Below are 24,285 nucleotides of genomic sequence, written 5' to 3'. Positions count from 1 at the left end.
GACGTACGACGACCCGACGGTGATGCTGCAGAAGGCCGCCTACATCCGGCACAAGAAGCTGGGCGGCTACATGATGTGGTCCATCGACGGCGACGACGCCAAGGCCTCCCTCACCTCCGCCTTGTACAGGGTCCTGCGCTAGATGCACTTGGCCAAGATCTTGTGACTCTCCCTGATCGCGCCTTCCGGCCGCGGTCAGGGAGAGTCGCCACGGCCCATGCGTTCCCGCGGCTGCGCGATCGCCCGAAGGCGTGGCGTCCGCAGGTCGAACCCCGGCGAGTACGAGCGCGGCCGCCCACTCACGGCAGGTCGCCGAGTTCGTGGTCGAGGCGGTGCAGGCGCACGCCACCCGGCCACCAGCCCTCCTGGTACAACGGCACGGCCAGGCGGGGCTCCATCTTCTACGTGCCCGATCCCCCGGAGAGACCAGGCCGCATCCGTTCCTGACGTTCAGCTCGGCGGCCGCCCACAAGGACGCGTTCTTCATCAGGGTCCCCTAGCTCCGGGACCCGTCAGGCGGCGGGGTCCTTGGTGAAGGTCATGTCCATCCAGTGCCGCCAGGCCGAGCCGTCGTCGGTGCGCTCCCAGGTGGCGGACATGGAGGCGCCGTCCTCGGCGATCGTCAGCGTCGCCCGCTCCGTCTCCCCCGCGAACGTCCAGACGCCGTCGTCGTCGACACTCGCCCACATGGTGGCGAAGACGCCGTGGTTGTCGAAGGAGCGCGCGGGATAGGTGCGGCTCGCCGGGTCGTAGGGGCCGATCATCTCGATGACCTCGACGGGCTCGCCGTTCACGCGCACGTCCACGCGGTGGACGAGGAAGTGCTCGCCCGCCAGCCACTCGTAGGTGTCCGAGCCGGTGATGTGGGTCGCCGGCTCGGACGGGGTGGCGACGGTCCGCCCCTGGGAGCGCCAACGGCCGGCCAGGGCGTTCAGGCGGCGGTTCTCCGGGGGCGGGGCATGGGTGTTGCCGGCTTCCGTCATGGGCGTGTCCCTCTCACTGCGCCAGTATGTAAGCTGTTGCTTAAACACTTACACAGCTCTCGGAGGGTGCGCAAACGCATGGACGATGCCCTGCGGGCGGTGGCGGATCCGACGCGCCGCGCCATCCTCGTCCTCGTACGGGACCGCGAGGTGCCGGCGGGCGAGATCGCCGGGCGCTTCCCGGAGATCAGCCGCCCGGCGGTCTCCCAGCACCTGCGGACGCTGGCGGCGGCCGGTCTGGTCGACGTGCGCCGCGCCGGCAACCGGCGCTTCTACCGGCTGCGCCCCGAAGGGCTGGCCGAGGCGGTGACGTTCCTGGAGTCGATGTGGTCCACCTCGCTCGGCCGCCTCCAGCGCGAGGCCGAACGGGAAGAGCGCGCGGACACCGGCGAGCACGACGCGAAGGGATCACTGTGACCAGGACGATCGAGCAGACGTTGCACATCCGGGCGCGTCCCGAGACGGTGTGGCGGTTCTTCACGGACCCGGCCCGCCTGGCGCGCTGGTGGGGGACGGCCGAGCTGGACGCCCGCCCCGGCGGCACGCTGCGGGTGGCGATGCACGAGGGCCCGCGCCCGGTGATGCGCGGCCAGTTCGTGGAGCTCGTCCCGTACGAACGGCTGGTCTTCACCTTCGGCTGGGAGCCCACGCCGGGAGCGCCCGGCCTCGGCCCCGGCGCCTCCCGGGTCGAGGTCACCCTGACCCCCGACGGTGACGGCACCACGCTCACCCTGCGCCACAGCGGCCTGCCCGCCCCGCTGGAGGAGGAGACCGGCGGCGGCTGGGCGCACCTGCTGCCCCGCCTCGGCGAGGCCGCGGCCACGGCCACGGACTGACGGCGGGTGGCGGAAGGCCGGCTGTGCGGAAACCTTCAATGCGGCATCGCCGGCCGGCTCCCTAGAGTCATGAGCATGGACGTGGTACGGGGGGCGGCGCGCGGCATGGCCGGGCTGGTGCTCGGGGCGGTGACGGCCGTGGTCGAGCTGGCGTGGGTCGTCGTCGCGGTGCCGATGCTGGCCCTGCCGGCGACCCGGCCGTGGTCGGTCCGCGGCACCCGGTGGCTGGCCGAGACCGATCGGGTCCGGGTCAACCGCTGCCTGGGCGGCGCGATACCGCCGGGGCCGGCCGGGGGACGCTCGCTCGCGTACGTGGCGGCGCACGCCGTGGTGGGCGGGCTCGGCGGCGCGGTGCTGGTGCTGGTCGGGGTGTGGGTGGTGGTGAGCCGGCGGGCGCTGTCCGGCGGCTCGGGCACGCGGGCCGGGATGAGCTGGTACGACCCGATCACCTGGACGGCGTTCGGGCTCCTCGTCCTGTTCCTGGCGGCGCAGGCGCTGATCGGCCTGGCGGCGCTGGAGCGGCGGCTGGCGGAGTGGGGCCTGGCGCCCAGCGACAGGGAGATGCTGCGCAGCCGCGTCCAGCAGTTGTCGCGGACGCGGACGGAGGTCCTGGAGGCCGTCGACGACGAGCGGCGGAGGATCGAACGGGACCTGCACGACGGCGTGCAGCAGCGGCTGGTGGCGCTGGGCATGCTGCTCGGCCGCGCCGAGCGCCTCGGGGACCCGGGCGCCGCGGCCCCGCTGTTCCGCCAGGCGCGGGAGGAGTCCCGCCGCGCGCTGGAGGAGCTGCGGGAGGTGGCCTGGCGGATCTACCCGGTGGCTCTGGACGACGGCGGCCTGCCGGCGGCGCTGGAGTCGCTGGCCGAAGGGTCGAGCGTGCCGATCGTCCTCGACCTCGACCTGCCGGTACGGCCCGGCCCGGCCGTGGAGACGGCCGCCTACTTCGTGGTGTGCGAGGCGGTGACGAACGCGCTCAAGCACAGCCGGGCCGGGCGCGTCGAGGTCGGAGTCAGCCGGTCCGGCGGCGTCCTGCTGGTCCGGGTCGCCGACGACGGCGTCGGCGGCGCGCGGGCCGACGGGCGCGGGCTGTCGGGCCTGGCCCGGCGGGTGGCGGCCCACGACGGCCGGTTCGAGCTCGACAGCCCCGTGGGCGGGCCGACGACGCTGCGGGCGGAGCTGCCGTGCGCGTAGTGCTGGCCGAGGACAACACGCTGCTGCGTGAGGGGCTGACCCGGCTGCTGGGCGAGGACGGCCACGAGGTCGTGGCGGCCGTCGGCGACGGCGAGGCGCTGGTCGCCGCGTGTGACGAGCATCGGCCGGAGGTGGTCATCGCCGACGTCCGCATGCCGCCCACGTACACCAGCGAGGGTCTGCGGGCCGCGCTCGCCGTCCGGCGGCGGCATCCGGGGATCGGCGTGCTGGTGCTGTCGCAGTACGTCGACACCCGCTACGCCGCCCAGCTCCTCGACGGCGACGCGCGCGGGGCCGGCTACCTGCTGAAGGACCGGGTGGCCGAGGTCGGCGACTTCCTGGAGGCGCTGCGGCGGGTGGCGGACGGCGGCACGGCGTTCGACCCGGAGGTCGTCCGGCGGCTGCTCAACCGCGCCCGCGACACCGTGGCCCTGGCCCGGCTCACCCCGCGCGAGCACGAGGTGCTGGCCCGGATGGCGCAGGGGCACACCAACGAGTCGATCGCCGCCCGACTGCACGTCTCGCGCAGCGCGGTGGAGAAGCACGCCAACGCCATCTTCGACAAGCTCGGCCTCGCGCACGCCGACGGCTACAACCGGCGGGTCCTGGCCATCGTGCGCTTCCTGAACGAGTAACCCCTCCTGACCCGACGACCGGGCGGCCCTGCGAGCCGCGGCCGGTCCCCTCGTCCTGCCCTTTCCGGCGGAGCCTGCCCCTTCCGGCGGAGCCTGCCCCTTCCGGCGGAGCCTGCCCCTTCCGATGGAGCCTGCCCCTTCCGGCGGAGCCTCCCCCTTTTCCGATGAAGCCTGCCCTTTTCCTATGGAGTGCGTATGAACGTGTTGACCAGGCGGCTCGTGAGCGGTGCGGCCGCGGCCGTGGTCTGCCTCGGCCCGGCGGCCTCCCCCGCTTCGGCGGCGCCGCCGCGACCGGACCCGGCCGCGATCGCCGGCGTGGTGCGGGCCAACCTCGGCCCGGCCCGCCTGCCCGGCGTCGCGGTGGCGCTCGTCAAGGACGGCCGCGTCCTGCACACCGGCGGGTACGGGCACGACGCGCGAGGCGAGCCGGTCACGAGCCGTACGCCGATGCGGATCGCGTCGCTGTCGAAGTCGTTCACCGCCCTGGCGGTGATGCAGCTGGCCGAGGCCGGTCGCCTCGGCCTCGACGATCCCGTGATGCGCCATCTGCCGGAGTTCGCCCTGGCCGACCTGAGAGCCGGGCGGATCACCGTCCGTCACCTGCTCGACCACAGCTCCGGCATGTCGGACACCACGTACCCGGAGGCCACGCTCCCCCAGCCGGACTCACTCCGTCAGGCGGTGGCGGACCTGCGCCACGCCCGGCTGGCCGCCGCGCCGGGCGTGCGGCACGACTACCACAACCCCAACTACTGGGTGGCCGCGCGGCTGGTGGAGGTGGTGAGCGGGGTGCCCTTCGCCGACCAACTCGACCGGCGGGTGTTCACCCCGTTGCGGATGACCTCGACCGTGACCGTCGGCAACTGGCGGTACCCGGTGCCGGGGCTCGTGGACGGGCACAACCGCTTCCTCGGCCTCACGTGGCCGCGCACCGAGCCCGACCGGTTCGTGGCCGGCTCGGCCGGCGTCGTCACCACGGCCGACGACCTCGCCCGGTGGCTGGCCCTGCACACCCGGGACGCGACGAGCGCGGTCCTGTCCCGGCGCGGGCTGCGGGAGCTGCGCCGGCCCAGCGCGCCCGACGGGCGCTACGCCCTCGGCTGGGACAATCCCGACACCTACGGCGGCCCCCGGCAGATCACGCACCCCGGATCGTCGTTCACCTCGACGGCGACCATGGTGCTGCTGCCCGACACCGGGTACGGCATCGCGCTGATGTCCAACAGCCGGATGCCGCTGGAGGCCGACGTCGAGGCCGTCATGGAGGACCTGATCGCCCGGACCCGGGGCTCGTCCGGCGCGGGCGCCCCGCTGCCGCTGGCCTTCGTCGCCGACCTGACCGCCCTCGCCGCGGCGCTGTCGGTCGCGGCGGCCGGGGCGGTCAAGGCCCGCCGGGCGCGGCTCTGGGCGCGGCGCCGCGCCGGCGCCGCGCGGTGGCGGACGGCGCTCCGGCTGGTGCCCTATCTGCTGCCGTTGCCGGGGTTCGTCTTCCTGCCGCGCCTCCTGGAGCTGGTCACCGGCGGCCGTGACGTCACCTTCGTCCTGCTGTCGCACATCTGGCCGACCCTTCTCGCCACGGCCGGCCTGACCGCCGCGACCGGGCTCCTGGTCCTGGCCGCCCGCATCCGCGCACTCCTGCGGCAGGGCGGCGCGGGCCACGGAGGCTCGCCGCCCGGCCGTGCTCAGCCAGAGGCGCGGGCGTCGTAGGTCTCGCGGTTGGCGAGGACCTCCCCCATGTGCGACTGCGCCCAGCCCCTGAGCCCGCGCGCCATGCGGTGGAGCGAGAGGCCGAGGTCGGTCAGCTCGTAGGTGACGGTGACGGGGACGGTCGGCGTCACGGTGCGGACGAGCAGCCCGTCGCGCTCCAGCGCCCGCAGCGTCTGGGTCAGCATCTTCTGGCTGACCCCGGCCAGCAGACGGGAGATCTCGGAGTAACGCATCGCCTGCGGAGCCGCACCGCCCTCGTCAGCGCCGCTGTCGCCGCCCAGCGCGCACAGGATCAGGACGACCCACTTGTCCGAGATCCGGTCGAGCAGCCGCCGGCTGGGGCACTCCGCCAGGAACGCGTTGTACTCCACCTTGGCCTGGGCCCTCTTCTGGGCCGCCTTCATCGTCGTCACCGCTTCGCACCTCTCACCGCTGGGCGAGTTACGCACTTCAGAGTGCCTACTTCCGGAAAGGAAGCTTCTCTCCAATGCTGATGCAAGGAGGCGGCGGACGCCACCTCCTGACGGCATGACGAAAGGCGATGACATGAGCACCCCGGCTCGCACTCTTCCCGGCGGCACCTGGACCCTGGGCGACCTGACCGTCACCCGGTTCGGGTACGGCGCCATGCAACTGGCCGGCCCGTGGGTCATGGGGCCGCCCGCCGACCGCGACGGCGCCCTGGCCGTGCTGCGCGAGGCGGTCGACCTCGGCATCACCCACATCGACACCAGCGACGCGTACGGGCCGCGCGTCACCAACGAGCTGATCCGCGAGGCGCTGCACCCGTATCCCGAGTCGCTGCGCATCGCCACCAAGGTGGGCGCGACCCGCGACGAGCAGGGCGGCTGGCCTCCGGCCCGGCGGCCGGAGGACCTGCGCCGCCAGGTCCACGAGAACCTGGAGTCCCTGGGGCTCGACGTGCTCGACCTGGTCAACCTCCGGCTCGGCGACGCCGAGGGTCCGCGGCCCGGCTCGCTCGCCGAGGCGTTCGGGACGCTGGCCGACCTTCAGCGGCAGGGCCTGATCCGTCACCTCGGCGTCAGCAACGCCACGGCGGAGCAGGTCGCGGAGGCGCGGAGCATCGCGCCGATCGTGTGCGTGCAGAACATGTACAACCTCGCCCACCGCGGCGACGACGCGCTCATCGACCGGCTCGCCGCCGACGGCGTCGCGTACGTGCCCTTCTTCCCGCTCGGGGGCTTCACCCCGCTCCAGTCGTCGGCGCTCTCGGCGGTCGCCGCCCGCGCGGGGGCGGCGCCGATGTCCGTCGCGCTGGCCTGGCTGCTGCGGCGGTCACCGAACATCCTGCTCATCCCCGGCACCTCGTCGACGGCCCACCTGCGTGAGAACGTCGCCGGCGCGGGCCTGTCCCTCTCGGAGGAGGACCTGGCCGAGCTGGACGGCATCAGCCGCTGACCGGCCCCCTTCAGCAGGAGGAGCGCGCCAGCCGGGCCGCGAGCTCCCGGACCTGCTCGGGGCGGGGGTTGGCGCCGGTCAGCACGGTCGCCGGCCGGTCGCCGGCGACCAGGCCCTGGGCGATCGCGGCCAGGCCGGCCGCGCCCGCCGGTTCCAGGAGGATGCCCAGCGTGCGCGCCGCCAGCTCCACGGCCGCGGCGATGGCCTCGTCGCTCACCAGGACGATCTCGTCCACCAGGGCGCGGGCCCGCCGCACCGAGGCTTCCAGCGGGAGGCTCACCGCGATCCCGTCGGCGAAGGTGCGGGCGTGTTCGACGCGGACCGGGCGGCCGGCGCGCAGGCTCTCCAGCATCGAGGGCGCGCCCTCGGCGTTGACGCCGACGATCCGGGTGCCGGGAGCGTGCTCCTTCATCCACCGTCCCACGCCGTTGATCAGCGCGCCGTCGCCGACCGGGAGCACGACGGCGTCGTACACCGGGCGCCCCGCGCCACCCGGCCGGGGCCGGGTCAGCTCGACCCCGATCGTCCCGGCTCCCTCGGCGATCGCCGCCTGCGAGCCGTCCTGCGCGTAGAAGCGGTCAGGGTGGTCCGCGGCGTAGGCGGCCGCGGCCTCCCGCGCGGACGAGCCGTCCGGCCCGGCCGCGATGACGCGGGCGCCGAACGCTTCCATCCGTTCACGTTTGCCGGGGTTGACCGTCTCGGGCACGAACACCTCGACCGGCATCCCCCGGGCCCGCCCGGCGTAGGCGACGGCCTGCCCGAAGTTGCCCGAGCTGGCGCACACCACCGGCGTGCCGGGGGCGAGGGTGCTCAGCATCAGATCGGCGCCCCGGCCCTTGAAGCTGCGCACCGGGTTGGCCGTCTCCACCTTGACGGTCACCGCCCGGCCGCCCAGCGCCCGGCACAGCTGCTCGTCGAGATACTGCGGCGTGTCCAGGAACACCGGATCGATCACCCGCACGGCCTTCTCGATCCGCGCCACGTCCAGATCCACGCGCGCCGCCCTTCCTCGGTAGTTTCGGGAACCCGGCCGACGTTAGCCGAACTCCCGATCGAACCGATTGAGGATTCTCGCCCCGCGACGCAATAATCTTGCATGCCCGAACCGCCGCCGCCCCGCCTGGACGAGATCGACGCCCACCTGCTGGACCTGCTCCAGCACGACTCCGGGCGCACCCTGCACGAGCTCGGCGAACAGGTCGGGCTCTCGCCCAGCGCCGTCCAGCGGCGGATCGCCCGCTACCGCAGGGACGGCCTCATCACCCGGCAGGTCGCCGTCCTCGACCCGCACCTCTTCGGCCCCACCGTCCTGGCCACGGTCCTGGTGACCCTGGCCAGGGAGTCGTTCGAGCACCACCGCGCCTTCGCGGGCCGGATGCGCGCCGACCCGCAGGTCCAGCAGTGCTACCGGGTCGCCGGACCGTGGGACTACGTGGTCGTCCTGGCCGCGCGGAGCACCCGCGACTGCGGCCGGCTCGGCGACCGCCTGTTCAAGGCGGACGACAACGTCCAGCGCTACGAGACGCTGGTCGTCTTCGACACCGTCAAGACCGGCCTGACCCTCCCCCTGCCCGCCCTGCCCCAGGACGGGCGGTCATAGGTCGCCCGTCCGCAGCGGGCCGAGGTCGCGGACGGTCCTGGCGAGGGCGCGGATGGGGCCGCTCTCCGCCTTGGTGCGCCACACCAGGGCGTACGGCAGGGCGCCCATGTCGCGTACGGCCAGGTAGGTGAGGTCGGGGTCGTGGACCAGGGCCGCCCCTGCGGGTGATCTTCGGGGTGGGCATCCACCCGATGATCCAGCAGGTCTGCGCCGACCGGCTCAGGACCTGGGACGAGTGGCAGGAGCTCTCGGCCGCGTCCCACGGCGGGACGTGAGGCCGGGACCGGCGCTCAGGGCTGGAGGTCGGTGAGGGTGAGGATGGTCGCGCCGGTGCTGCCGCCGTAGCCGGGAGCCAGGCAGTCGAGGAGCGGCGTGATGGGGTCCTCCAGGGTGACGCCCTCGGAGGTCACGGTGTCGCCGGCGAACTTGCCCGCGGTGACGGCGCCGACGACGGCGAAGACCGACTGGCCCGCGACCACGTTGAGCGTGACGGTGTAGCTGATGGTCGAGGTCTCGCCGGTGTTCCAGGTCACGACCTCGGTCGCGGGCATGGCGCCGGACAGGCAGCCGAGGCTGCCCTGCCCGGAGATCGTCGACGTGCCCGAGGTGATGTCCGGGTCGCTGGACACGCAGGTCGGGTAGGTGCCGGTGCCGGTCATGGTCACGTTCTGCTCGGTCAGGCGCAGCTTGGGCGAGAAGGTCAGGGTGTTGGTGCCGTCGATCGAGCAGAGGACGTCCTGGCCGATGGCGTGCGCCGGTGCGGCGTACGCCATGCCCAGGGGGCAGAGCAGCGCGAGGACGGCGCCGCAGACCGCGGTCCTGGCTGAGGTGGCTCCGGTGCGCATGGGCGTCCCTTTCGCGACGAGGCGGAACAGGCGCTGGGAGCCGGTTCTCCCGGACCCCCACCCAGGACAGTAGAGGTCACGGAGCGTGTCGACAAGGTACGATTCTGCCACCATCGCGGGCATAGCGGCGTACCGAGGATGAAGCTGTCATGTCTTGGTACGTCCGATGATTCCGTCCTTGGGAGTGCCCGGTGACCTCTCGTTCCTCTCGGCCGCGCCGAGGCGTGCGCGCCCTGATCTCCGTCGCGGCCGTCGCCGCCTTCAGCGTGGCCGTCCCGGCCGCCGGTCCCGCCCAGGCTGCGGCGCCCGCGCAGTGCCAGGGCACCGAGACCGTCACGTACAGCCCGGGGGTGACCTTCACGCCGCGGGACATCGAGGTGACGGTGAGCGGGAACTTCAGCTCCTGCCTCGACGGCGCGGGCCAGGTCACGAGCGGGACGTACGGGGAGCGGTTCACGATCTTCGCCGGGTGCAACGACCTCCTCGACGGCTTCGAGGCGGTACGGGTCGTCGAGTGGAACACCGGCGACAGCAGCGCCATCGACGGCGCCGGGAGCAGCACCGCCGTGGCCGGTCAGGTGATCACCACGTTCACCGGCCCTGTCGTCCAGGGCCGGTTCCAGGGCCGGTCAGCCGTGCAGACCGTCACGCTCGTCCAGCCGGACCTGCTGAAGTGCCTCACCACCGGGCTCACCGGGGCGAACGGGGTGACGACGCTCACCATCACCTGAGCCGGTCGCCTGAGCTGGTCACCTCGTCCAGGTCCACTTCTGGTTGTCGCCGCCGTGGCAGGCGTAGAGCTGGAGGCGGGTGCCGTTGGCGGTGCCCCGGCCGACGGCGTCCAGGCACAGCCCGGACTGCACGCCCACGATCGAGCCGTCGGAGTTGACGCGCCACTTCTGGTTGTCGCCGCCCCAGCAGGAGTAGATCTGGATGGCGGCGCCGTTGCCGGTGCCTGCCGCGTCGAGGCACTTGGCGCCGTAGACCTTGATCTCGCCGGCGGCGGTGGCGGCCCACTGCTGGTTGGCGCGGCCGTTGCAGTCCCACAGCTGCACGGCGGTGCCGTCGGCGGTGGCGGCGCCGGGCACGTCCAGGCAGCGTCCGGAGCCCGTCCCCCTGATCTGCCCGGCGCCGTCGCCGGGCGTGCCGCCGTCCAGGCCGAAGAAGCGGACGGCGTGCGCGGCCATCCCGGCGTGCGGCAGGTCGTGGCCGGCTCCGGTGACGGTGTACGCCTCGACCTGCCCGGAGCCGAAGACCCGCCGGGTCCAGCCGGGCTGCGGGCTGTCGGTGGTGACGGGGGTGGTGCTGATCCCGTGCACTCCGGTCCACTGGTCGACCTGCTCCTGCAGCATCGTGTAGGGCAGGACGGAGTCCTGCGTGCCGTGCCAGGTCATCAAGCGCGGCCGGGGCCCCGTGTAGCCGGGGTAGGCGTTCCTCACCATGTCGCTCCACTGCTGCGGCGTCCTGTCGGCGCATCCGGCGGGGCCGAGGCACCCGTACGGGACGCCCGCGAACGGCGCGCCCGCCTTGAAGACGTCCGGGTAGGTGGCGAGCAGGTTGACGGTCTCCATCGCCCCGGAGGAGAAGCCGGTGGCGAACACCCGCTGCGGGTCGCCGTCGTAGCGTTGCAGGACGTGGTTCGTCATGGAGACGATCGACACCGGGTCGCTGCCGCCGCCGTGGCGCAGGGCGGCGTCCGACCACACGTCGAAGCAGTTCGACAGGCCGTTGGCGCTCTTGTTGGCCTGCGGGTAGATGACGACGAAGCCGTGCCGGTCCGCGAGTGAGGCGAACTCGGTCCCCTGGTGGAAGGCGGGGGCCCAGCCGTTGCAGCCGTGCATCGCCACCAGGACGCCCGGCCTGGGCGCCAGCCGGTCGGGGACGTAGACGTACATCCGCAGGCCGCCCGGGTTGGGGCCGAAGCCGGTCACCTCGGTCAGGGAGGCCGCCGCCGCCTGCGGCGGGGCCGTGAGGAACACGGACAGGAAGGTGATCAGAGCCGCCAGAGCGGCGTACTTCCTGGTACGGGCTCTCGCGGGGGGTGCTGGTCCCATGCTTCCGCCTCTCTCAGGGGGGTGTTAGCGCTAACAGACACGGAGTCGCGGGCGCTGTCAAGCGGGCCCGCATCGGCGCGGCACCCCCTCCCCCGCGCCGACCTCGCGATATCGGGCCATAGGGCCGCGCGGCACGATGAAACTTTCATGCCGGCGCCCCGCCGCCGCATCGCCGGGCGAAACTTTTAGGCGCGCGAACGCAGGACCACCTGGCAGGCACAGCAGCACCCCACCGAAAGTTTTCAGTCATATCTTGACAAGTTTCGGGACGCTTCCCACACTGAGCCCCCAGGACGATCTCCAGCTCGTGATCCGCTTCATGGAGGTTCAGGCAATGAGCGTCAACGCCGTTTCCCCACCCACCGCCCGGCCACCGCGAAGCGGGCGCCGCCGGGCGCTGATCACCGGCGCGATCGGCGCCGTCGGCCTGGTCGCCGCGCTGACGTCGGCGCTGCCCGCGAGCGCCGCGGAGAGCACGCTGGGCGCCGCCGCCGCCCAGAGCGGCCGCTATTTCGGCACCGCCATCACCTCGAGCAAGCTCGGCGAGGCCGCCTACACCTCGATCGCGGCGCGCGAGTTCGACATGGTGACGGCCGAGAACGAGATGAAGATCGACGCCACCGAGCCGCAGCGGGGTCAGTTCAACTTCACCCAGGGCGACCGCGTCTACAACTGGGCCGTCCAGAACGGCAAGCGGGTCCGCGGGCACACCCTGGCCTGGCACTCGCAGCAGCCGCAGTGGATGCAGAACCTGTCCGGCAGCACGCTGCGCCAGGCGATGATCAACCACATCAACGGCGTCATGGCCCACTACAAGGGCAAGATCTACTCCTGGGACGTGGTCAACGAGGCCTACGCCGACGGCAACTCCGGCGGCCGGCGCGACTCCAACCTCCAGCGCACCGGCAACGACTGGATCGAGGTCGCCTTCCGCACCGCGCGCACCGCCGACCCGGCGGCCAAGCTCTGCTACAACGACTACAACATCGAGAACTGGACCTGGGCCAAGACGCAGGGCGTCTACAACATGGTCAGGGACTTCAAGACGCGGGGCGTGCCCATCGACTGCGTGGGCTTCCAGGCGCACTTCAACAGCGGCAGCCCGTACAACAGCAACTTCCGCACCACGCTGCAGAGCTTCGCGGCGCTCGGCGTCGACGTGGCCATCACCGAGCTGGACATCCAGGGCGCCTCGGCCGCCACGTACGCCGCCGTGACCCAGGACTGCCTGGCCGTGCCGCGCTGCGTCGGCATCACGGTGTGGGGCGTGCGCGACATCGACTCCTGGCGCTCGGGCGACACCCCGCTGCTGTTCGACGGCAACGGCAACAAGAAGCCCGCCTACACCGCGGTGCTCAACGCGCTGAACGGCGGCAGCACGACGACGCCGCCACCGGGCGGTGACGAGGGCCAGCTCAAGGGTGTCGCCTCCGGCCGCTGCGTGGACGTGCCCAGCGCCTCGACCGCCGACGGCACCGCGGTGCAGCTGTGGGACTGCAACGGGCAGACCAACCAGCAGTGGACGCGGACCTCGGCCGGGGAGCTGCGGGTCTACGGCAACAAGTGCCTGGACGCCGGGGGCTCGGGCAACGGCGCCAGGATCCAGATCTACTCCTGCTGGGGCGGCGACAACCAGAAGTGGCGCGTCAACTCCGACGGCTCGATCGTGGGCGTGCAGTCCGGGCTGTGCCTGGACGCCGTCGGCAACGGCACCGCGAACGGGACCGGGCTGCAGCTCTACACCTGCTGGGGCGGCAGCAACCAGAAGTGGACGTACAACGCGGGCTCCGTCTCGCCCTGATCGCCCCTCCGGGTTCCCCCTCCCTCGGGGTGGAGGGGAAGGGGAACCCGGGGCGGCACGTCGACGCGCGATCTCCCGCACGTTGACGGGCCGGCCCCAGGCCGCCGCCGTGAAACTTTCACGGCGGCGGGCGGGGCCGCGTGATCTCTTCCCGGCGCGAAAGCGCAGCAGGGAAGCCGTCCGGGCGGCATCGGCCGCGCCGCCGGGGGAGGCCCGCCGTTGACGGCGGGCCGGACTGTCGTATGTACTCCCCGGCAACACCCCGAGGAAGAGAACGACGCAGATCCGGCCGGCGAAATGTTAACGCTAACACTCCCCCTCCCCCCAAGGAGCACCGCATGTCCTTGAGCCGTCGTCAGCTCCTCCAGGCCGCGGGCGCGACCGCCGCGTTCACGGTCGCCGGCCAGGCGGCCGGCGCCTCCCCCGCGCTCGCCGCCGCCCTCCCCTGGGCCAGGCCCGACATCGGCGTCTCGGCCTACGAGTTCGACCTCGGCCAGGTCCGGCTGACCTCCGGCCGCTGGCTGGACAACCAGAACCGCACCCTGGCCTACCTGCGCTTCGTCGACGTCGACCGGCTCCTGTACGTCTTCCGGGCCAACCACCGGCTGTCCACCGGCGGCGCGGCGGCCAACGGCGGCTGGGACGCGCCCGGCTTCCCGTTCCGCTCCCACATGCAGGGCCACTTCCTGACGGCCTGGGCGCAGGCGTATGCCGTGCTCGGCGACACCACCTGCCGGGACAAGGCCGACCACATGGTGGCCGAGCTGGCCCGATGCCAGGCGAACAACGCCGCCGCCGGGTTCACCGCCGGCTATCTGTCCGGCTTCCCCGAGTCGGACATCACCGCCGTGGAGAACCGCACGCTGAACAACGGCAACGTGCCGTACTACTGCATCCACAAGACGCTGGCCGGGCTGCTGGACGCCTGGCGGCTGATCGGCAACACCCAGGCCAGGACCGTGCTGCTGGCGCTGGCCGGATGGGTGGACGCCCGCACGTCGCGGCTGAGCCAGAGCCAGATGCAGGCGATGCTCGGCACCGAGTTCGGCGGCATGAACGCCGTGCTCACGGACCTGTACCAGATGACCGGCGACGCCCGCTGGCTGACCACGGCCCGGCGCTTCGACCACGCGGCGGTGTTCGACCCGCTGGCCTCGGGCCAGGACCGGCTCAACGGGCTGCACGCCAACACGCAGGTGCCCAAGTGGATCGGCGCGGCCCGGGAGTACAAGGCGACGGGCACGACCCGCTACCGCGACATCGCCGCCAACGCCTGGTCCATCACCGTCGGCGCGCACACGTACGTGAACGGCTCCAACAGCCAGGCCGAGCACTTCCGCGCCCCCGACGCGATCGCCGCGCACCTGACCAGGGACACCGGGGAGGCGTGCAACACGTACAACATGCTCAAGCTGACCCGGGAGCTGTGGCTGCTGTCGCCGACGCGGGCCGACTACTTCGACTACTACGAGAACGCCCTGCTCAACCATCTGATCGGGCAGCAGGACCCGGCGAACCCGCACGGGCACGTCACGTACTTCACGCCGCTGAACCCCGGCGGGCGGCGGGGTGTCGGCCCGGCCTGGGGCGGAGGCACCTGGAGCACGGACTACAACTCGTTCTGGTGCTGCCAGGGCACCGGGATCGAGACCAACACCAAGCTGATGGACTCGATCTACTTCCACGACGGCACCACGCTGTTCGTGAACCTGTTCGTGCCCTCCACGCTCGACTGGGCACGGCGCGGCATCACGGTCACCCAGACGACCTCCTACCCGGTCGGCGACACCACGTCCTTGCAGGTCACCGGCAACGTGAGCGGCTCGTGGACGATGCGCGTGCGCATCCCGGGCTGGACGCAGGGCGCGACGGTCAGCGTCAACGGGGTCCGGCAGGACATCGCCACGACGCCGGGCAGCTACGCCGCCCTCACCCGGTCGTGGGCCCCGGGCGACACCGTGACCGTGCGGCTGCCGATGCGCGTGATCATGAGGGCCGCCGCCGACGACCCCCGGGTGCAGGCCGTCACCTACGGCCCGGTCGTGCTGTCGGGCGACTACGGCAACACCGCCCTGTCGTCGGCCCCCACGCTCACCCCGTCGTCGGTCACCCGGACCAGCGCCTCCTCCCTGACCTTCACGGCCACGGCCAACGGGGCGCAGGTGCGGCTGGGGCCCTTCCACGACGCGCACGGCCACAACTACGTCGTGTACTGGAACACCGGCGGCCCGGGCGGGAGCGGCGCGGCGAGCTTCCGGCTGATCAACGCGGCCAGCGGGCTGGCCCTGGGCATCCAGAACATGTCCACCGCCGACGGCGGCCTGGCCCTCCAGTGGACGGACAACGGCACCGCCGACCACGACTGGGTCCCGATCGCCGACGGCAACGCGGTGCGCTTCCGCAACGCGCACAGCGGCAAGGTGCTCGGCGTCGAGAACATGTCGACGGCCGACGACGCGCGGGTGCTCCAGTGGGGCGACACGGGCACCGCCGACCACCGCTGGACGGTCGGCGACACGGGCGACGGCTCCGTCAAGATCCGCAACGCGCACAGCGGCAAGCTGCTCGGCGTACGGAACGGCTCGACGGCCAACGGCGCGCAGGTGGTCCAGGACTCCGACAACGGCAGCCCGGACAACCTGTGGCGGTTCGTGCCGAACGGCGCGCGGCGCATCCAGAACGTGGGGACCGGGATGGTGCTGGGCGTCACCGGCATGTCCACGGCCGACGGCGCGCTCGTCGTCCAGTGGGGCGACACCGGCACCGCCGACCACCTGTGGACGGCGGTCGTCGACAGCGGCGGCTACCTGCGGCTGCGCAACTCCCACAGCCAGAAGGTGCTGGGCGTGGAGAACATGGGCACCGCCGCCGGGTCGCGCGTCGTGCAGTGGGCCGACAACGGCACCGCCGACCACCGCTGGCGGCTGCGCCACGGGCCGGGGGTGACGTTCCGGATCCAGTGCGCCAACGGCGGCCGCGTCCTCGGCCTGGCCGGCACGTCGCAGGGCGCGCAGGTGGTGCTCGCCGACGACGGCGGCGCGAACGACATCCTCTGGAGGTTCCTGTGAGGCGCGTGCTCTCCATCCTGTCGTCCCTGCTCGTCGTGGGCGTGTTCCTGACCCCTCAGGCGTCGGCCGCCACGGTCGACACCAATGCCTGGTACGTGCTCGTCAACCGCAACAGCGGCAAGGCGCTGGACGTGTACAACCTCTCCACGGCCGACGGCGGCCGCATCACCCAATGGGCGCGCAACGACCAGAACCAGCAGCAATGGCAGTTCGTCGACTCAGGCGGCGGCTACTACCGGCTCAAGTCCCGCCACTCCGGCAAGGTCCTGGACGTCTACAACTGGTCCACCGCCAACAGCGCCGCCATCGTCCAGTGGACCGACCACAACGGCACCAACCAGCAATGGCGCCTGGCCGACAGCCCCGACGGGCACGTCCGCCTCATCTCCCGCCACAGCGGCAAAGCCCTCGAAGTCCAAGGCGCCTCCACCACCGACGGCGCCAACATCGTCCAGTACGACGACTGGGGCGGCGCCAACCAGCAATGGCAGCTCGTCCGCGTCGACGGCGGCGGCGGCTACACCAACCCGGTCGTCTGGCAGGACTTCGCCGACGGCGACATCATCCGGGTCGGCGACGCCTACTACTACTCCGCCTCGACGATGCACTACTCGCCGGGCGCGCCGATCCTGCGCTCCTACAACCTGGTCGACTGGGAGTACGCCGGCCACTCGGTCCCGAGGCTCGACTTCGACTCCGGCGCCTACGACCTCAACGGCGGCCGGGCGTACGTGAAGGGCATCTGGGCCTCGACCCTGAACTACCGGCCCAGCACCGGCACCTTCTACTGGATCGGCTGCGTCGAGTTCGGCCGCACCTACGTCTACACCGCCTCCGCCGTGGACGGCACGTGGACCAAGCGCTCGCGGATCGACAACTGCTACTACGACGCCGGCCTGCTGGTCGACACCGACGACACCATGTACGTCGCGTACGGCAACGGGACCATCAGCGTCGCCCAGCTCACGCCCGACGGGCTCGGCCAGGTGCGGGCGCAGCAGGTGTTCCAGACCCCGAGCAGCGTCGGCACCCTGGAGGGCGCCCGCTTCTACAAGCGCAACGGCTACTACTACATCTGGCTGACCCGGCCCGCCAACGGCCAGTACGTGCTCCGCTCCACCTCGCCGTGGGGCCCGTACGAGATGCGCCAGGTCCTGCTCGACCTGCCCGGCCCCATCTCCGGCGGCGGCGTCCCCCACCAGGGCGGGCTCGTCCAGACGCAGAACGGCGACTGGTACTACATGGCGTTCGTCGACGCCTACCCCGGCGGGCGCATGCCCGCGCTCGCGCCGATCACCTGGAGCGGCGACTGGCCGGCCGTGCGGACCGTCGACGGCCGCTGGGGAGTCACGTACCCGAAGCCGAACATCCAGACCAGCCGCACCGTGGCCCCCATGATCGGCCCGGACGCCTTCACCTCGCCCGCCCTCGGGCACCGCTGGGAGTGGAACCACAACCCCGACACCAGCCGCTTCACCACCGGTGACGGCCTGCGGCTGCGGACCGCGACCGTCACGAACGACCTCTACAACGCGCGCAACACGCTGACCCACCGCATCCAGGGCCCGTCGTCGACGGCGACGATCGAGCTCGACCACACGCAGATGGCGAACGGCGACCGCGCCGGACTGGCCATGCTGCGCGACCGGTCGGCGTGGATCGGCGTCAAACGCGACAACGGCGTCAGCCGGGTCGTGATGACCGACGGGCTGACCATGAACAGCTCGTGGCAGACCACCGGCACGGGCGCCGAGGCGGCGAGCGCGGCCGTTCCGAGCGGCCGGATCTGGCTGCGGGTCAGCGCCGACATCCGGCCGGGCTCCGGCAGGCAGGCCCGCTTCTCCTACAGCACCGACGGCAGCACGTTCACGAGCCTCGGCCCGGCCTTCACGCTGAACAACGCCTGGCAGTTCTTCATGGGCTACCGCTTCGGGATCTTCAACTACGCCACGCAGTCCCTCGGCGGCGCGGTGACCGTGCGCCGCTTCGACCTCACCACCCCCTGACGAAAGGCACAGCCGTGAAACGCAGATTCCTGACCGTCCTGGCGACGGTCGCCGTCATGCTGGCGAGCCTGTTCGCCGCCCTGCAGACCCAGGCCGCCCATGCGGCGACGGTCGACACCAATGCCTGGTACGTGCTCGTCAACCGCAACAGCGGCAAGGCGCTGGACGTGTACAACCTCTCCACGGCCGACGGCGGCCGCATCACCCAATGGGCGCGCAACGACCAGAACCAGCAGCAATGGCAGTTCGTCGACTCAGGCGGCGGCTACTACCGGCTCAAGTCCCGCCACTCCGGCAAGGTCCTGGACGTCTACAACTGGTCCACCGCCAACAGCGCCGCCATCGTCCAGTGGACCGACCACAACGGCACCAACCAGCAATGGCGCCTGGCCGACAGCCCCGACGGGCACGTCCGCCTCATCTCCCGCCACAGCGGCAAAGCCCTCGAAGTCCAAGGAGCCTCCACCGCCGACGGCGCCAACATCGTCCAGTACGACGACTGGGGCGGCGCCAACCAGCAATGGCAGCTCGTCCGCGTCGACGGCGGCGGTAACCCGGGACCGTGCGACCTTCCGTCGACGTACCGGTGGAGCTCGACCGGCCCGCTGGCGACGCCGAAGGCCGGCTGGGTCTCGCTCAAGGACTTCACCGTCGCCCCCTACAACGGCAGGCACCTCGTCTACGCGACCACGCACGACACGGGCACCCGGTGGGGATCGATGAACTTCGGCCTCTTCGGCAACTGGTCCGAGATGGCCTCGGCCAGCCAGAACGCGATGTCCGCCTCGACGGTCGCGCCCACCCTCTTCTACTTCGCCCCGAAGAACGTGTGGGTGCTCGCCTACCAGTGGGGCGGGACCGCGTTCTCGTACCGGACGTCGAACGACCCGGCGAACCCGAACGGCTGGTCGGCGCAGCAGGTGCTCTTCTCCGGCAGCATCAGCGGCTCCGGGACCGGCCCCATCGACCAGACGCTCATCGGTGACGGCACGAACATGTACCTGTTCTTCGCCGGGGACAACGGCAAGATCTACCGGGCCAGCATGCCCATCGGGAACTTCCCGGGCAGCTTCGGCACGAACTCGACCGTGATCATGAGCGACACGACGAACAACCTGTTCGAGGCCGTCCAGGTGTACAAGCTCCAGGGCCAGAACCGCTACCTGATGATCGTCGAGGCGATCGGCGCGCAGGGGCGCTACTTCCGCTCGTTCACGGCCACCAGCCTGGGCGGCTCGTGGACGCCGCAGGCCGCCACCGAGGCCAACCCGTTCGCCGGCAAGGCCAACAGCGGCGCCACCTGGACCAACGACATCAGCCACGGCGAGCTGATCCGCACCAGCCCCGACCAGACCATGACCGTCGACCCGTGCAACCTGCAGCTCCTCTACCAGGGGCGCAGCCCGAACTCCGGCGGCGACTACGGCCTGCTGCCCTACCGGCCCGGCCTGCTGACCCTGCAGCGCTGAGCCGATCCGGCGGGCCCGGCACGGTCCGGGCCCGCCCTCGCCCTCTGGCTGGACCGCCGCCGTGGCCACGGAGCCGTCCGCGAGAGCACCGCACCGCCCGCCGGGCCGTGATCGGGTATCAGGTCACGGCCAGGTGGACCCGGTGGTGGCGCGGGTTCTCGGCCTCGTCCAGCAGGGCGATGGCGAAGTCCGCGTACGACATGCGCGCCGCCGGGTCGCCGTGGTCGCGGATCTCGTAGCCGCCGGTGCGCCGCCCCTCGTGGTCGAAGTCGCCGGCCGGGCTGACGTACACCCAGTCCAGCGGGCCGGCCTCGGCCCGCAGCGCCTCCAGCCCGGCGGCGTGGGCCAGGCAGAACGGCCGGAACTCGGCCGGGAACGCGGGCGCGTCCAGCAGCCGGACCCCGTCGGCGCCGTGCAGCAGCGAGGCGAGCCCGGCCGTGACGAGCCTGTCCAGCCCGGCCTCGCGCAGGCCGGCGGCCAGGGCGTGCGCGGCGTCGGTGAAGAACGTGCCGGAGCCGAGCGCCGCGGTCGTGTTGACCGCGTGGTCGTGACCGGCCGCGAGGGCGGCGACGGCCGCCGCGTCGGTGACGTCCCCGGCGGCGACGCGTACGCCGTCGTCCGCCGGGCCGGTGTAGCGGGACGGGTCGCGGACGACCGCGGTGACCTGGTGCCCGCGCCCGCGCGCCTCGGCGACCGCCTGCCTGCCCGCCCTGCCGCCCGCCCCGAAGATCACGTACTTGCTCATGGCCGGAATACCTCCCGTTGCGTGGATGCTCCGGGAAAGGTAGCCGCAGCCGCGGTTACCTTCTGGATACCGCGCAACCGGCCGACAGGCGGGAGAGACCGTGACGCATCGCCGACCGCTGCCCCGGGACATGTTCGACGAGCTGTGCCCGTCCTCGCTGCTGCCGTTCCGGTTCGGCGACAAGTGGGCGGCCCTGGTCATGCGCTGCCTGGAGGACGGCCCGCGCCGCTTCTCCGAGCTGCGCGTGCCGCTGCACCGCGTCACCCCGAAGGTGCTCACGCAGTCGCTGCGCGGGCTGGAGCGGGACGGGTTCGTCTCGCGCACCGTGCACGAGGGGCCGAGGCCGGCGGTGGAGTACGCGCTGACGCCGCTGGGGCGGAGCATGCTGGAGCCGCTGTACGCCGCGTGCGCGTGGGCGGCCGAGCACTGGGACGAGCTGCTCGACGCCCGGGAGCGGCACCCGGCCCCGTGACCCCGCCGGCGGCTCGCCGGTTGCGATTATCACCGAGCGTGACCGGACCGGCTGGTAGCGTCGCTGCCGTGGCTCGGTTCAAGGGCTTGCCCGGCGGCGACGGATGGCGGCGCGCGATGACCGCCGCGGCCGTCGTCCTGCTGATCGCCGTCGTCCTGTCCATCGCCGCGATCGCGATCCTGCTCCAGACCGCCGGGCTCGACTGAACGTCGCCGGATTCGCCCCCTGTCGTGCGGAGGTGTCGCTCCCCTAAGGTTTGCGGCATGAAAACCATTACTCTGAGTAGTTGGATAACTACTCTCAGACATGATGTTCCGGCATCACTGGTGGTGTTCCTCGTCGCCGTGCCCCTTTCGCTCGGCGTCGCCATGGCGGCCGGGGCGCCGCTCGCCTCCGGCCTGATCGCCGCCGCGGCGGGCGGGATCGTCGCCGGCTGGCTCGGCGGATCGGCCGTCCAGGTGAGCGGGCCGACGGCGAGCCTCACGCTGGTGATCGCCGGGCTGGTGCAGACCTACGGCTGGCGCGCCACCTGCTTCATCACCATCCTCGCCGGGCTGCTCCAGCTCGTCCTGGGGGCGTTCAAGGCGGCGCGCGCCGCGCTGGCCGTCTCCCCCGCCGTCGTGCACGGCATGCTGACCGGCGTCGGCATCATCATCGCCGTGGCGCAGCTCCGCGTCGTGCTGGGCGGCGACCCGCAGCACTCCACCTGGGCCAACCTGGTCGAGCTGCCCGGCCAGATCATCGACGCGCACGGCCACAAGGTCATGGTGGGCGTGCTCACCATCACCGTGCTGCTGCTCTGGGGCCGCGCGCCCAAGCACGTCCGGGCGGTCCCGGCGCCGCTGGCGGCGCTGCTCGTGGCCGCGGGCACGGCGTGGGCGTTCGGCTGGGACGTCACCCGCATCGACCTCACCGGCGCCGTCACCGCGTGGCAGCCGCCGCAGATCCCGCAGGGCGAGTGGCAGCTCGTCGCGGTCGGGGTGCTCCTGGTCGCCCTGCTGGCCGGGGCCGAGTCGCTGCTGTGCTGCGTGGCCACCGACGCCACGCACACCGGCCCGCGCGCCGACCTCGACAGGGAGCTGTCCGGCCAGGGCGCGGCGAACGTCGTCAGCGGCCTGCTCGGCGGCCTCCCGGTGGCCGGGGTGATCGTGCGCAGCACGACGAACGTGCGCGCGGGCGCGCGCAGCCGCTGGTCCGCCGTCCTGCACGGCGTCTGGGTGCTGCTCTTCGCGCTCTGCCTGGGCTGGACCATCAAGCTCATCCCCATGGAGGCGCTGGCGGCGCTGCTCGTCTTCATCGGCATCCGGACGATCAGCCTGGGCCACATCAGGAAGGTGCACGGCCACAACGAGGTGCCCGTCTACCTGGTGACCATGCTCGTCGTGGTCGGCGTCGGGCTGGCCGAGGGCGTCGTCGCCGGGCTCGGCCTGGCGGCGCTGCTGGCGCTGCGGCGGCTCACCCGCGTGACCGTGGACAAGCGGCCCGCGCCGGACGGCCGCCTGCACGCGACGATCTCCGGCTCGCTCACCTTCCTCGGTGTGCCGCGCCTGACGCAGGAGCTGCGCGCCATCCCGGCCGGCACCGCCGTGGAGCTGGACCTGAACATCGACTTCATGGACTACGCCGCCTTCGAGGCGCTGCACTCCTGGCGGCTGGACCACGAACGGCTCGGCGGCACGATCACCATCGACGAGCTCCACGACGAGTGGTACACGATGGCGGCCAGCGGGGCCCGCATGTTCCCGGCCAAGAGCCCGCCCCGGGCGGCCCACCACTGGTGGCTGCCGTGGGCGCACCACCGCCGCCTCCCGGCCGTCGCGGCGGCCGGGCAGTGCCGGCTCACGCAGGGGGCCGACGAGTTCCACCAGCACCGGGCGCCGCTGATGCGGTCCATCTTCACCGAGCTGGCCCGCGCCCAGCAGCCGACGCACCTGTTCATCACCTGCGCCGACTCGCGGGTGGTGCCCAGCCTGATCACCTCCAGCGGCCCCGGCGACCTGTTCACCGTGCGCAACCTGGGCAACCTGGTGCCGCGCGCGGGCTCGGACCTGGGCGACAACTCGGTGGCGGCGGCCATCGAGTACGCCACCCGCGTCCTGGACGTGCGGACGATCACGGTGTGCGGGCACTCCGGCTGCGCGGCGATGGTGGCGCTGCTCACCGGCCAGCGCGACCGGCCCGACCTGCCGGAGCTGGACCGCTGGCTGCGGCACGGCGATCCGAGCCTGGCCAGACTCGGCCCGCCGGGCGACGGCGAGCCGCCGCCCGGCGACACGCTCGACAGGCTCTGCCGGCTGAACATCCAGCAGCAGCTGGAGAACCTGCGGACCTACCGCGGCATCGCCGAGCGGGTCGAAGCGGGGCAGCTGGAGCTGGTGGGGCTCTACTTCGACATCGCCTCGGCGCGGGTGCACGTGGTGCCGCCCGCGCCGTCCGATCCTTCGTCGTCCCCGGCCCCCTCGGCGCCCTCGGTGCCCGAGCCCAGCCAGGGCTGACCGCAGGAGGTCACCGTGCCGCGCCCGGCGCGGTGACCTTCCGGTCGCGGCGGGGTCAGGCGCTCCAGGCTCCCGCCTGGGCGGCCTCCTTGACGTACGCGGCGAAGGAGCGCGGTTCGCGGCCGAGCGCGCGCCGTACGCCGTCGCTGACGTGCTCACCGGCGCCGTCGCGGATCCGGACGAGGAGTTCGGTCACCAGGTCGGCGGCCTCGGCCGGCAGCCCCTGGCCGGTCAGCGCGGCGGTGAACCCGGCCGGCTCCAGGGGCGTGTAGCGGATCTCCCGCCCGGCGGCCTCGGCGATCAGCTCGACGGCGGTGCGGAACGACAGCGCCTCCGGCCCGGACAGCTCGTAGATCTCGCCCGCGTGGCCGTCGCCGGTGAGCGCGGCGGCCGCGACGTCGGCGATGTCGCCGGCGTCGACGAACGCCTCGCGCCCCTCGCCGGTCGGCAGCGCCAGCTCCCCGGCCAGGATCGGCTCCAGGAACAGGTCCTCGCTGAAGTTCTGCGCGAACCAGGCCGGGCGCAGGATCGTCCACTCCAGGCCCGTCGCGCGCACGGCGCGTTCGACCGGCTCCTGGTACGACCCGGCCGCGCCGGCCGGGCCGCGCGCCGACAGCAGCACGACCCGGCGGACGCCGCTCTCCGCCGCCGCGCCGGCGAACTCCGCCACGGTGGCGACCGGGACGGACTCGTGCATCGGGACGAGGTAGACCGCGCCCGCCCCGGCCAGCGCGGGCCGCCAGGTGTCACGGTCGGCGAGGTCGAAGGCGGGACTGCCGGAGCGGGAGGCCGCGCGGACGGGAAGGCCGAGCCGGTCGAGCCGGGCGGCGACACGGCGGCCGGTCTTGCCCCGGGCGCCGATCACGAGAATGGGTGAAACGGACATGCGGCCAGCACATCAGAAGCTCGGGGAGACGATCCATGGCCATCTGTCTCCGTCATATGTGAGATCGTCTCAG

Annotated in this window: 23 protein-coding genes; 16 read left to right on the top strand and 7 right to left on the bottom strand. The window is 72.5% G+C overall.

The annotated features are described in order from the left end of the window. The coding region (locus AB0G11_RS35545) for a glycosyl hydrolase family 18 protein (RefSeq protein ID WP_357591129.1) at positions 1 to 142 on the top strand (142 nt) is incomplete at its 5' end. A gap of 370 nt (positions 143 to 512) precedes the next feature. Here AB0G11_RS35545 and AB0G11_RS35540 read toward each other — a convergent pair. Continuing rightward, complete coding sequence (locus tag AB0G11_RS35540) at positions 513 to 983, bottom strand: DUF1579 family protein (RefSeq protein WP_357591126.1); 471 nt, start codon at positions 981 to 983, stop codon at positions 513 to 515. A 78-nt stretch (positions 984 to 1,061) separates the two neighbouring features. Between AB0G11_RS35540 and AB0G11_RS35535 the strand changes: the two genes are divergently transcribed. From AB0G11_RS35535 to AB0G11_RS35515, 5 genes are all read left to right on the top strand, one after another. Next, positions 1,062 to 1,400 carry a metalloregulator ArsR/SmtB family transcription factor gene (locus tag AB0G11_RS35535; protein WP_357591125.1) on the top strand — a complete coding sequence of 113 codons (339 nt, stop codon included), beginning with the start codon at positions 1,062 to 1,064 and terminating at the stop codon, positions 1,398 to 1,400. Beyond that, positions 1,397 to 1,819, top strand: a complete 423-nt coding sequence (locus AB0G11_RS35530) for an SRPBCC domain-containing protein (protein WP_357591124.1) — start codon at positions 1,397 to 1,399, stop codon at positions 1,817 to 1,819. Before AB0G11_RS35535 ends, AB0G11_RS35530 begins: the two co-directional genes overlap by 4 nt. A 75-nt stretch (positions 1,820 to 1,894) precedes the next feature. Beyond that, complete coding sequence (locus AB0G11_RS35525; RefSeq protein ID WP_357591123.1) at positions 1,895 to 3,010, top strand: histidine kinase; 1,116 nt, start codon at positions 1,895 to 1,897, stop codon at positions 3,008 to 3,010. Then, the gene (locus tag AB0G11_RS35520) at positions 3,001 to 3,645 is read left to right on the top strand and encodes a response regulator transcription factor (RefSeq protein ID WP_357591121.1); all 645 of its coding nucleotides are present in this window, start codon (positions 3,001 to 3,003) and stop codon (positions 3,643 to 3,645) included. Before AB0G11_RS35525 ends, AB0G11_RS35520 begins: the two co-directional genes overlap by 10 nt. Before the next feature lie 195 nt (positions 3,646 to 3,840). Beyond that, the gene (locus AB0G11_RS35515; protein WP_357591119.1) at positions 3,841 to 5,352 is read left to right on the top strand and encodes a serine hydrolase domain-containing protein; all 1,512 of its coding nucleotides are present in this window, start codon (positions 3,841 to 3,843) and stop codon (positions 5,350 to 5,352) included. Here the strand turns inward: AB0G11_RS35515 and AB0G11_RS35510 are convergent. After that, positions 5,328 to 5,765 (bottom strand): helix-turn-helix domain-containing protein, encoded by a 438-nt coding sequence (locus AB0G11_RS35510; RefSeq protein ID WP_219501896.1) that lies wholly within the window; start codon positions 5,763 to 5,765, stop codon positions 5,328 to 5,330. The two genes, AB0G11_RS35515 and AB0G11_RS35510, sit on opposite strands and share 25 nt — an antisense overlap. Positions 5,766 to 5,898: 133 nt before the next feature. On the opposite strand from AB0G11_RS35510, the gene AB0G11_RS35505 reads away from it, so the two are divergent. After that, on the top strand, positions 5,899 to 6,771 hold the full coding sequence (locus AB0G11_RS35505; protein ID WP_357591118.1) for an aldo/keto reductase family oxidoreductase: 873 nt from the start codon (positions 5,899 to 5,901) through the stop codon (positions 6,769 to 6,771). A 10-nt stretch (positions 6,772 to 6,781) separates the two neighbouring features. Here AB0G11_RS35505 and AB0G11_RS35500 read toward each other — a convergent pair whose 3' ends face one another. After that, positions 6,782 to 7,765 (bottom strand): pyridoxal-phosphate dependent enzyme, encoded by a 984-nt coding sequence (locus AB0G11_RS35500; RefSeq protein ID WP_219501900.1) that lies wholly within the window; start codon positions 7,763 to 7,765, stop codon positions 6,782 to 6,784. A gap of 102 nt (positions 7,766 to 7,867) precedes the next feature. On the opposite strand from AB0G11_RS35500, the gene AB0G11_RS35495 reads away from it, so the two are divergent. Beyond that, positions 7,868 to 8,371 (top strand): Lrp/AsnC family transcriptional regulator, encoded by a 504-nt coding sequence (locus AB0G11_RS35495; RefSeq protein WP_219501903.1) that lies wholly within the window; start codon positions 7,868 to 7,870, stop codon positions 8,369 to 8,371. 290 nt (positions 8,372 to 8,661) lie between these two features. On the opposite strand, the gene AB0G11_RS35490 is transcribed toward AB0G11_RS35495, so the two are convergent. Then, positions 8,662 to 9,216 (bottom strand): hypothetical protein, encoded by a 555-nt coding sequence (locus AB0G11_RS35490; RefSeq protein WP_219501905.1) that lies wholly within the window; start codon positions 9,214 to 9,216, stop codon positions 8,662 to 8,664. 191 nt (positions 9,217 to 9,407) lie between these two features. Between AB0G11_RS35490 and AB0G11_RS35485 the strand changes: the two genes are divergently transcribed. Next, positions 9,408 to 9,947: a hypothetical protein gene (locus tag AB0G11_RS35485; protein ID WP_357591116.1), complete on the top strand. Its 540-nt coding sequence runs from the start codon at positions 9,408 to 9,410 to the stop codon at positions 9,945 to 9,947. Between the two features lie 18 nt (positions 9,948 to 9,965). On the opposite strand, the gene AB0G11_RS35480 is transcribed toward AB0G11_RS35485, so the two are convergent. Beyond that, positions 9,966 to 11,270, bottom strand: a complete 1,305-nt coding sequence (locus tag AB0G11_RS35480; RefSeq protein WP_357591114.1) for a PHB depolymerase family esterase — start codon at positions 11,268 to 11,270, stop codon at positions 9,966 to 9,968. Positions 11,271 to 11,604: 334 nt separating this feature from the next. Here AB0G11_RS35480 and AB0G11_RS35475 point away from each other — a divergent pair, with 334 nt between their 5' ends. The 4 genes from AB0G11_RS35475 (at position 11,605) to AB0G11_RS35460 (ending at position 19,614) form a co-directional block, all read left to right on the top strand. Beyond that, positions 11,605 to 13,071 (top strand): endo-1,4-beta-xylanase, encoded by a 1,467-nt coding sequence (locus AB0G11_RS35475; RefSeq protein WP_357591113.1) that lies wholly within the window; start codon positions 11,605 to 11,607, stop codon positions 13,069 to 13,071. Between the two features lie 338 nt (positions 13,072 to 13,409). Next, positions 13,410 to 16,139 (top strand): beta-L-arabinofuranosidase domain-containing protein, encoded by a 2,730-nt coding sequence (locus AB0G11_RS35470; protein WP_357591111.1) that lies wholly within the window; start codon positions 13,410 to 13,412, stop codon positions 16,137 to 16,139. Beyond that, positions 16,136 to 18,145, top strand: a complete 2,010-nt coding sequence (locus AB0G11_RS35465) for an RICIN domain-containing protein (RefSeq protein WP_357591109.1) — start codon at positions 16,136 to 16,138, stop codon at positions 18,143 to 18,145. Before AB0G11_RS35470 ends, AB0G11_RS35465 begins: the two co-directional genes overlap by 4 nt. Before the next feature lie 14 nt (positions 18,146 to 18,159). Next, positions 18,160 to 19,614, top strand: coding sequence for a non-reducing end alpha-L-arabinofuranosidase family hydrolase (locus AB0G11_RS35460; protein WP_357591107.1), 1,455 nt, complete (start codon positions 18,160 to 18,162; stop codon positions 19,612 to 19,614). A gap of 118 nt (positions 19,615 to 19,732) precedes the next feature. On the opposite strand, the gene AB0G11_RS35455 is transcribed toward AB0G11_RS35460, so the two are convergent. Further along, entirely contained in the window at positions 19,733 to 20,359 is a 627-nt protein-coding gene (locus AB0G11_RS35455) for an NAD(P)H-binding protein (protein ID WP_357591105.1), read from the bottom strand. A 100-nt stretch (positions 20,360 to 20,459) separates the two neighbouring features. Between AB0G11_RS35455 and AB0G11_RS35450 the strand changes: the two genes are divergently transcribed. The 3 genes from AB0G11_RS35450 to AB0G11_RS35440 all read left to right on the top strand — a co-directional run bounded on the left by AB0G11_RS35450 (position 20,460) and on the right by AB0G11_RS35440 (position 23,326). Continuing rightward, on the top strand, positions 20,460 to 20,831 hold the full coding sequence (locus AB0G11_RS35450; protein WP_357591103.1) for a helix-turn-helix domain-containing protein: 372 nt from the start codon (positions 20,460 to 20,462) through the stop codon (positions 20,829 to 20,831). 68 nt (positions 20,832 to 20,899) lie between these two features. Beyond that, positions 20,900 to 21,037, top strand: coding sequence for a hypothetical protein (locus AB0G11_RS35445; RefSeq protein ID WP_219510134.1), 138 nt, complete (start codon positions 20,900 to 20,902; stop codon positions 21,035 to 21,037). A 57-nt stretch (positions 21,038 to 21,094) separates the two neighbouring features. Then, complete coding sequence (locus tag AB0G11_RS35440; RefSeq protein ID WP_357591101.1) at positions 21,095 to 23,326, top strand: SulP family inorganic anion transporter; 2,232 nt, start codon at positions 21,095 to 21,097, stop codon at positions 23,324 to 23,326. Positions 23,327 to 23,381: 55 nt separating this feature from the next. On the opposite strand, the gene AB0G11_RS35435 is transcribed toward AB0G11_RS35440, so the two are convergent. Next, positions 23,382 to 24,212, bottom strand: a complete 831-nt coding sequence (locus AB0G11_RS35435; RefSeq protein ID WP_357591099.1) for an NAD(P)H-binding protein — start codon at positions 24,210 to 24,212, stop codon at positions 23,382 to 23,384. Positions 24,213 to 24,285: the final 73 nt, after the last annotated feature.

It is taken from the genome of Nonomuraea sp. NPDC023979, assembly GCF_040639085.1.
GTDB lineage: Bacteria > Actinomycetota > Actinomycetes > Streptosporangiales > Streptosporangiaceae > Nonomuraea > Nonomuraea ceibae.
The sequence above is the reverse complement of the archived record's forward strand: the minus strand, read 5'-3'. Positions and strand labels throughout refer to the sequence as shown.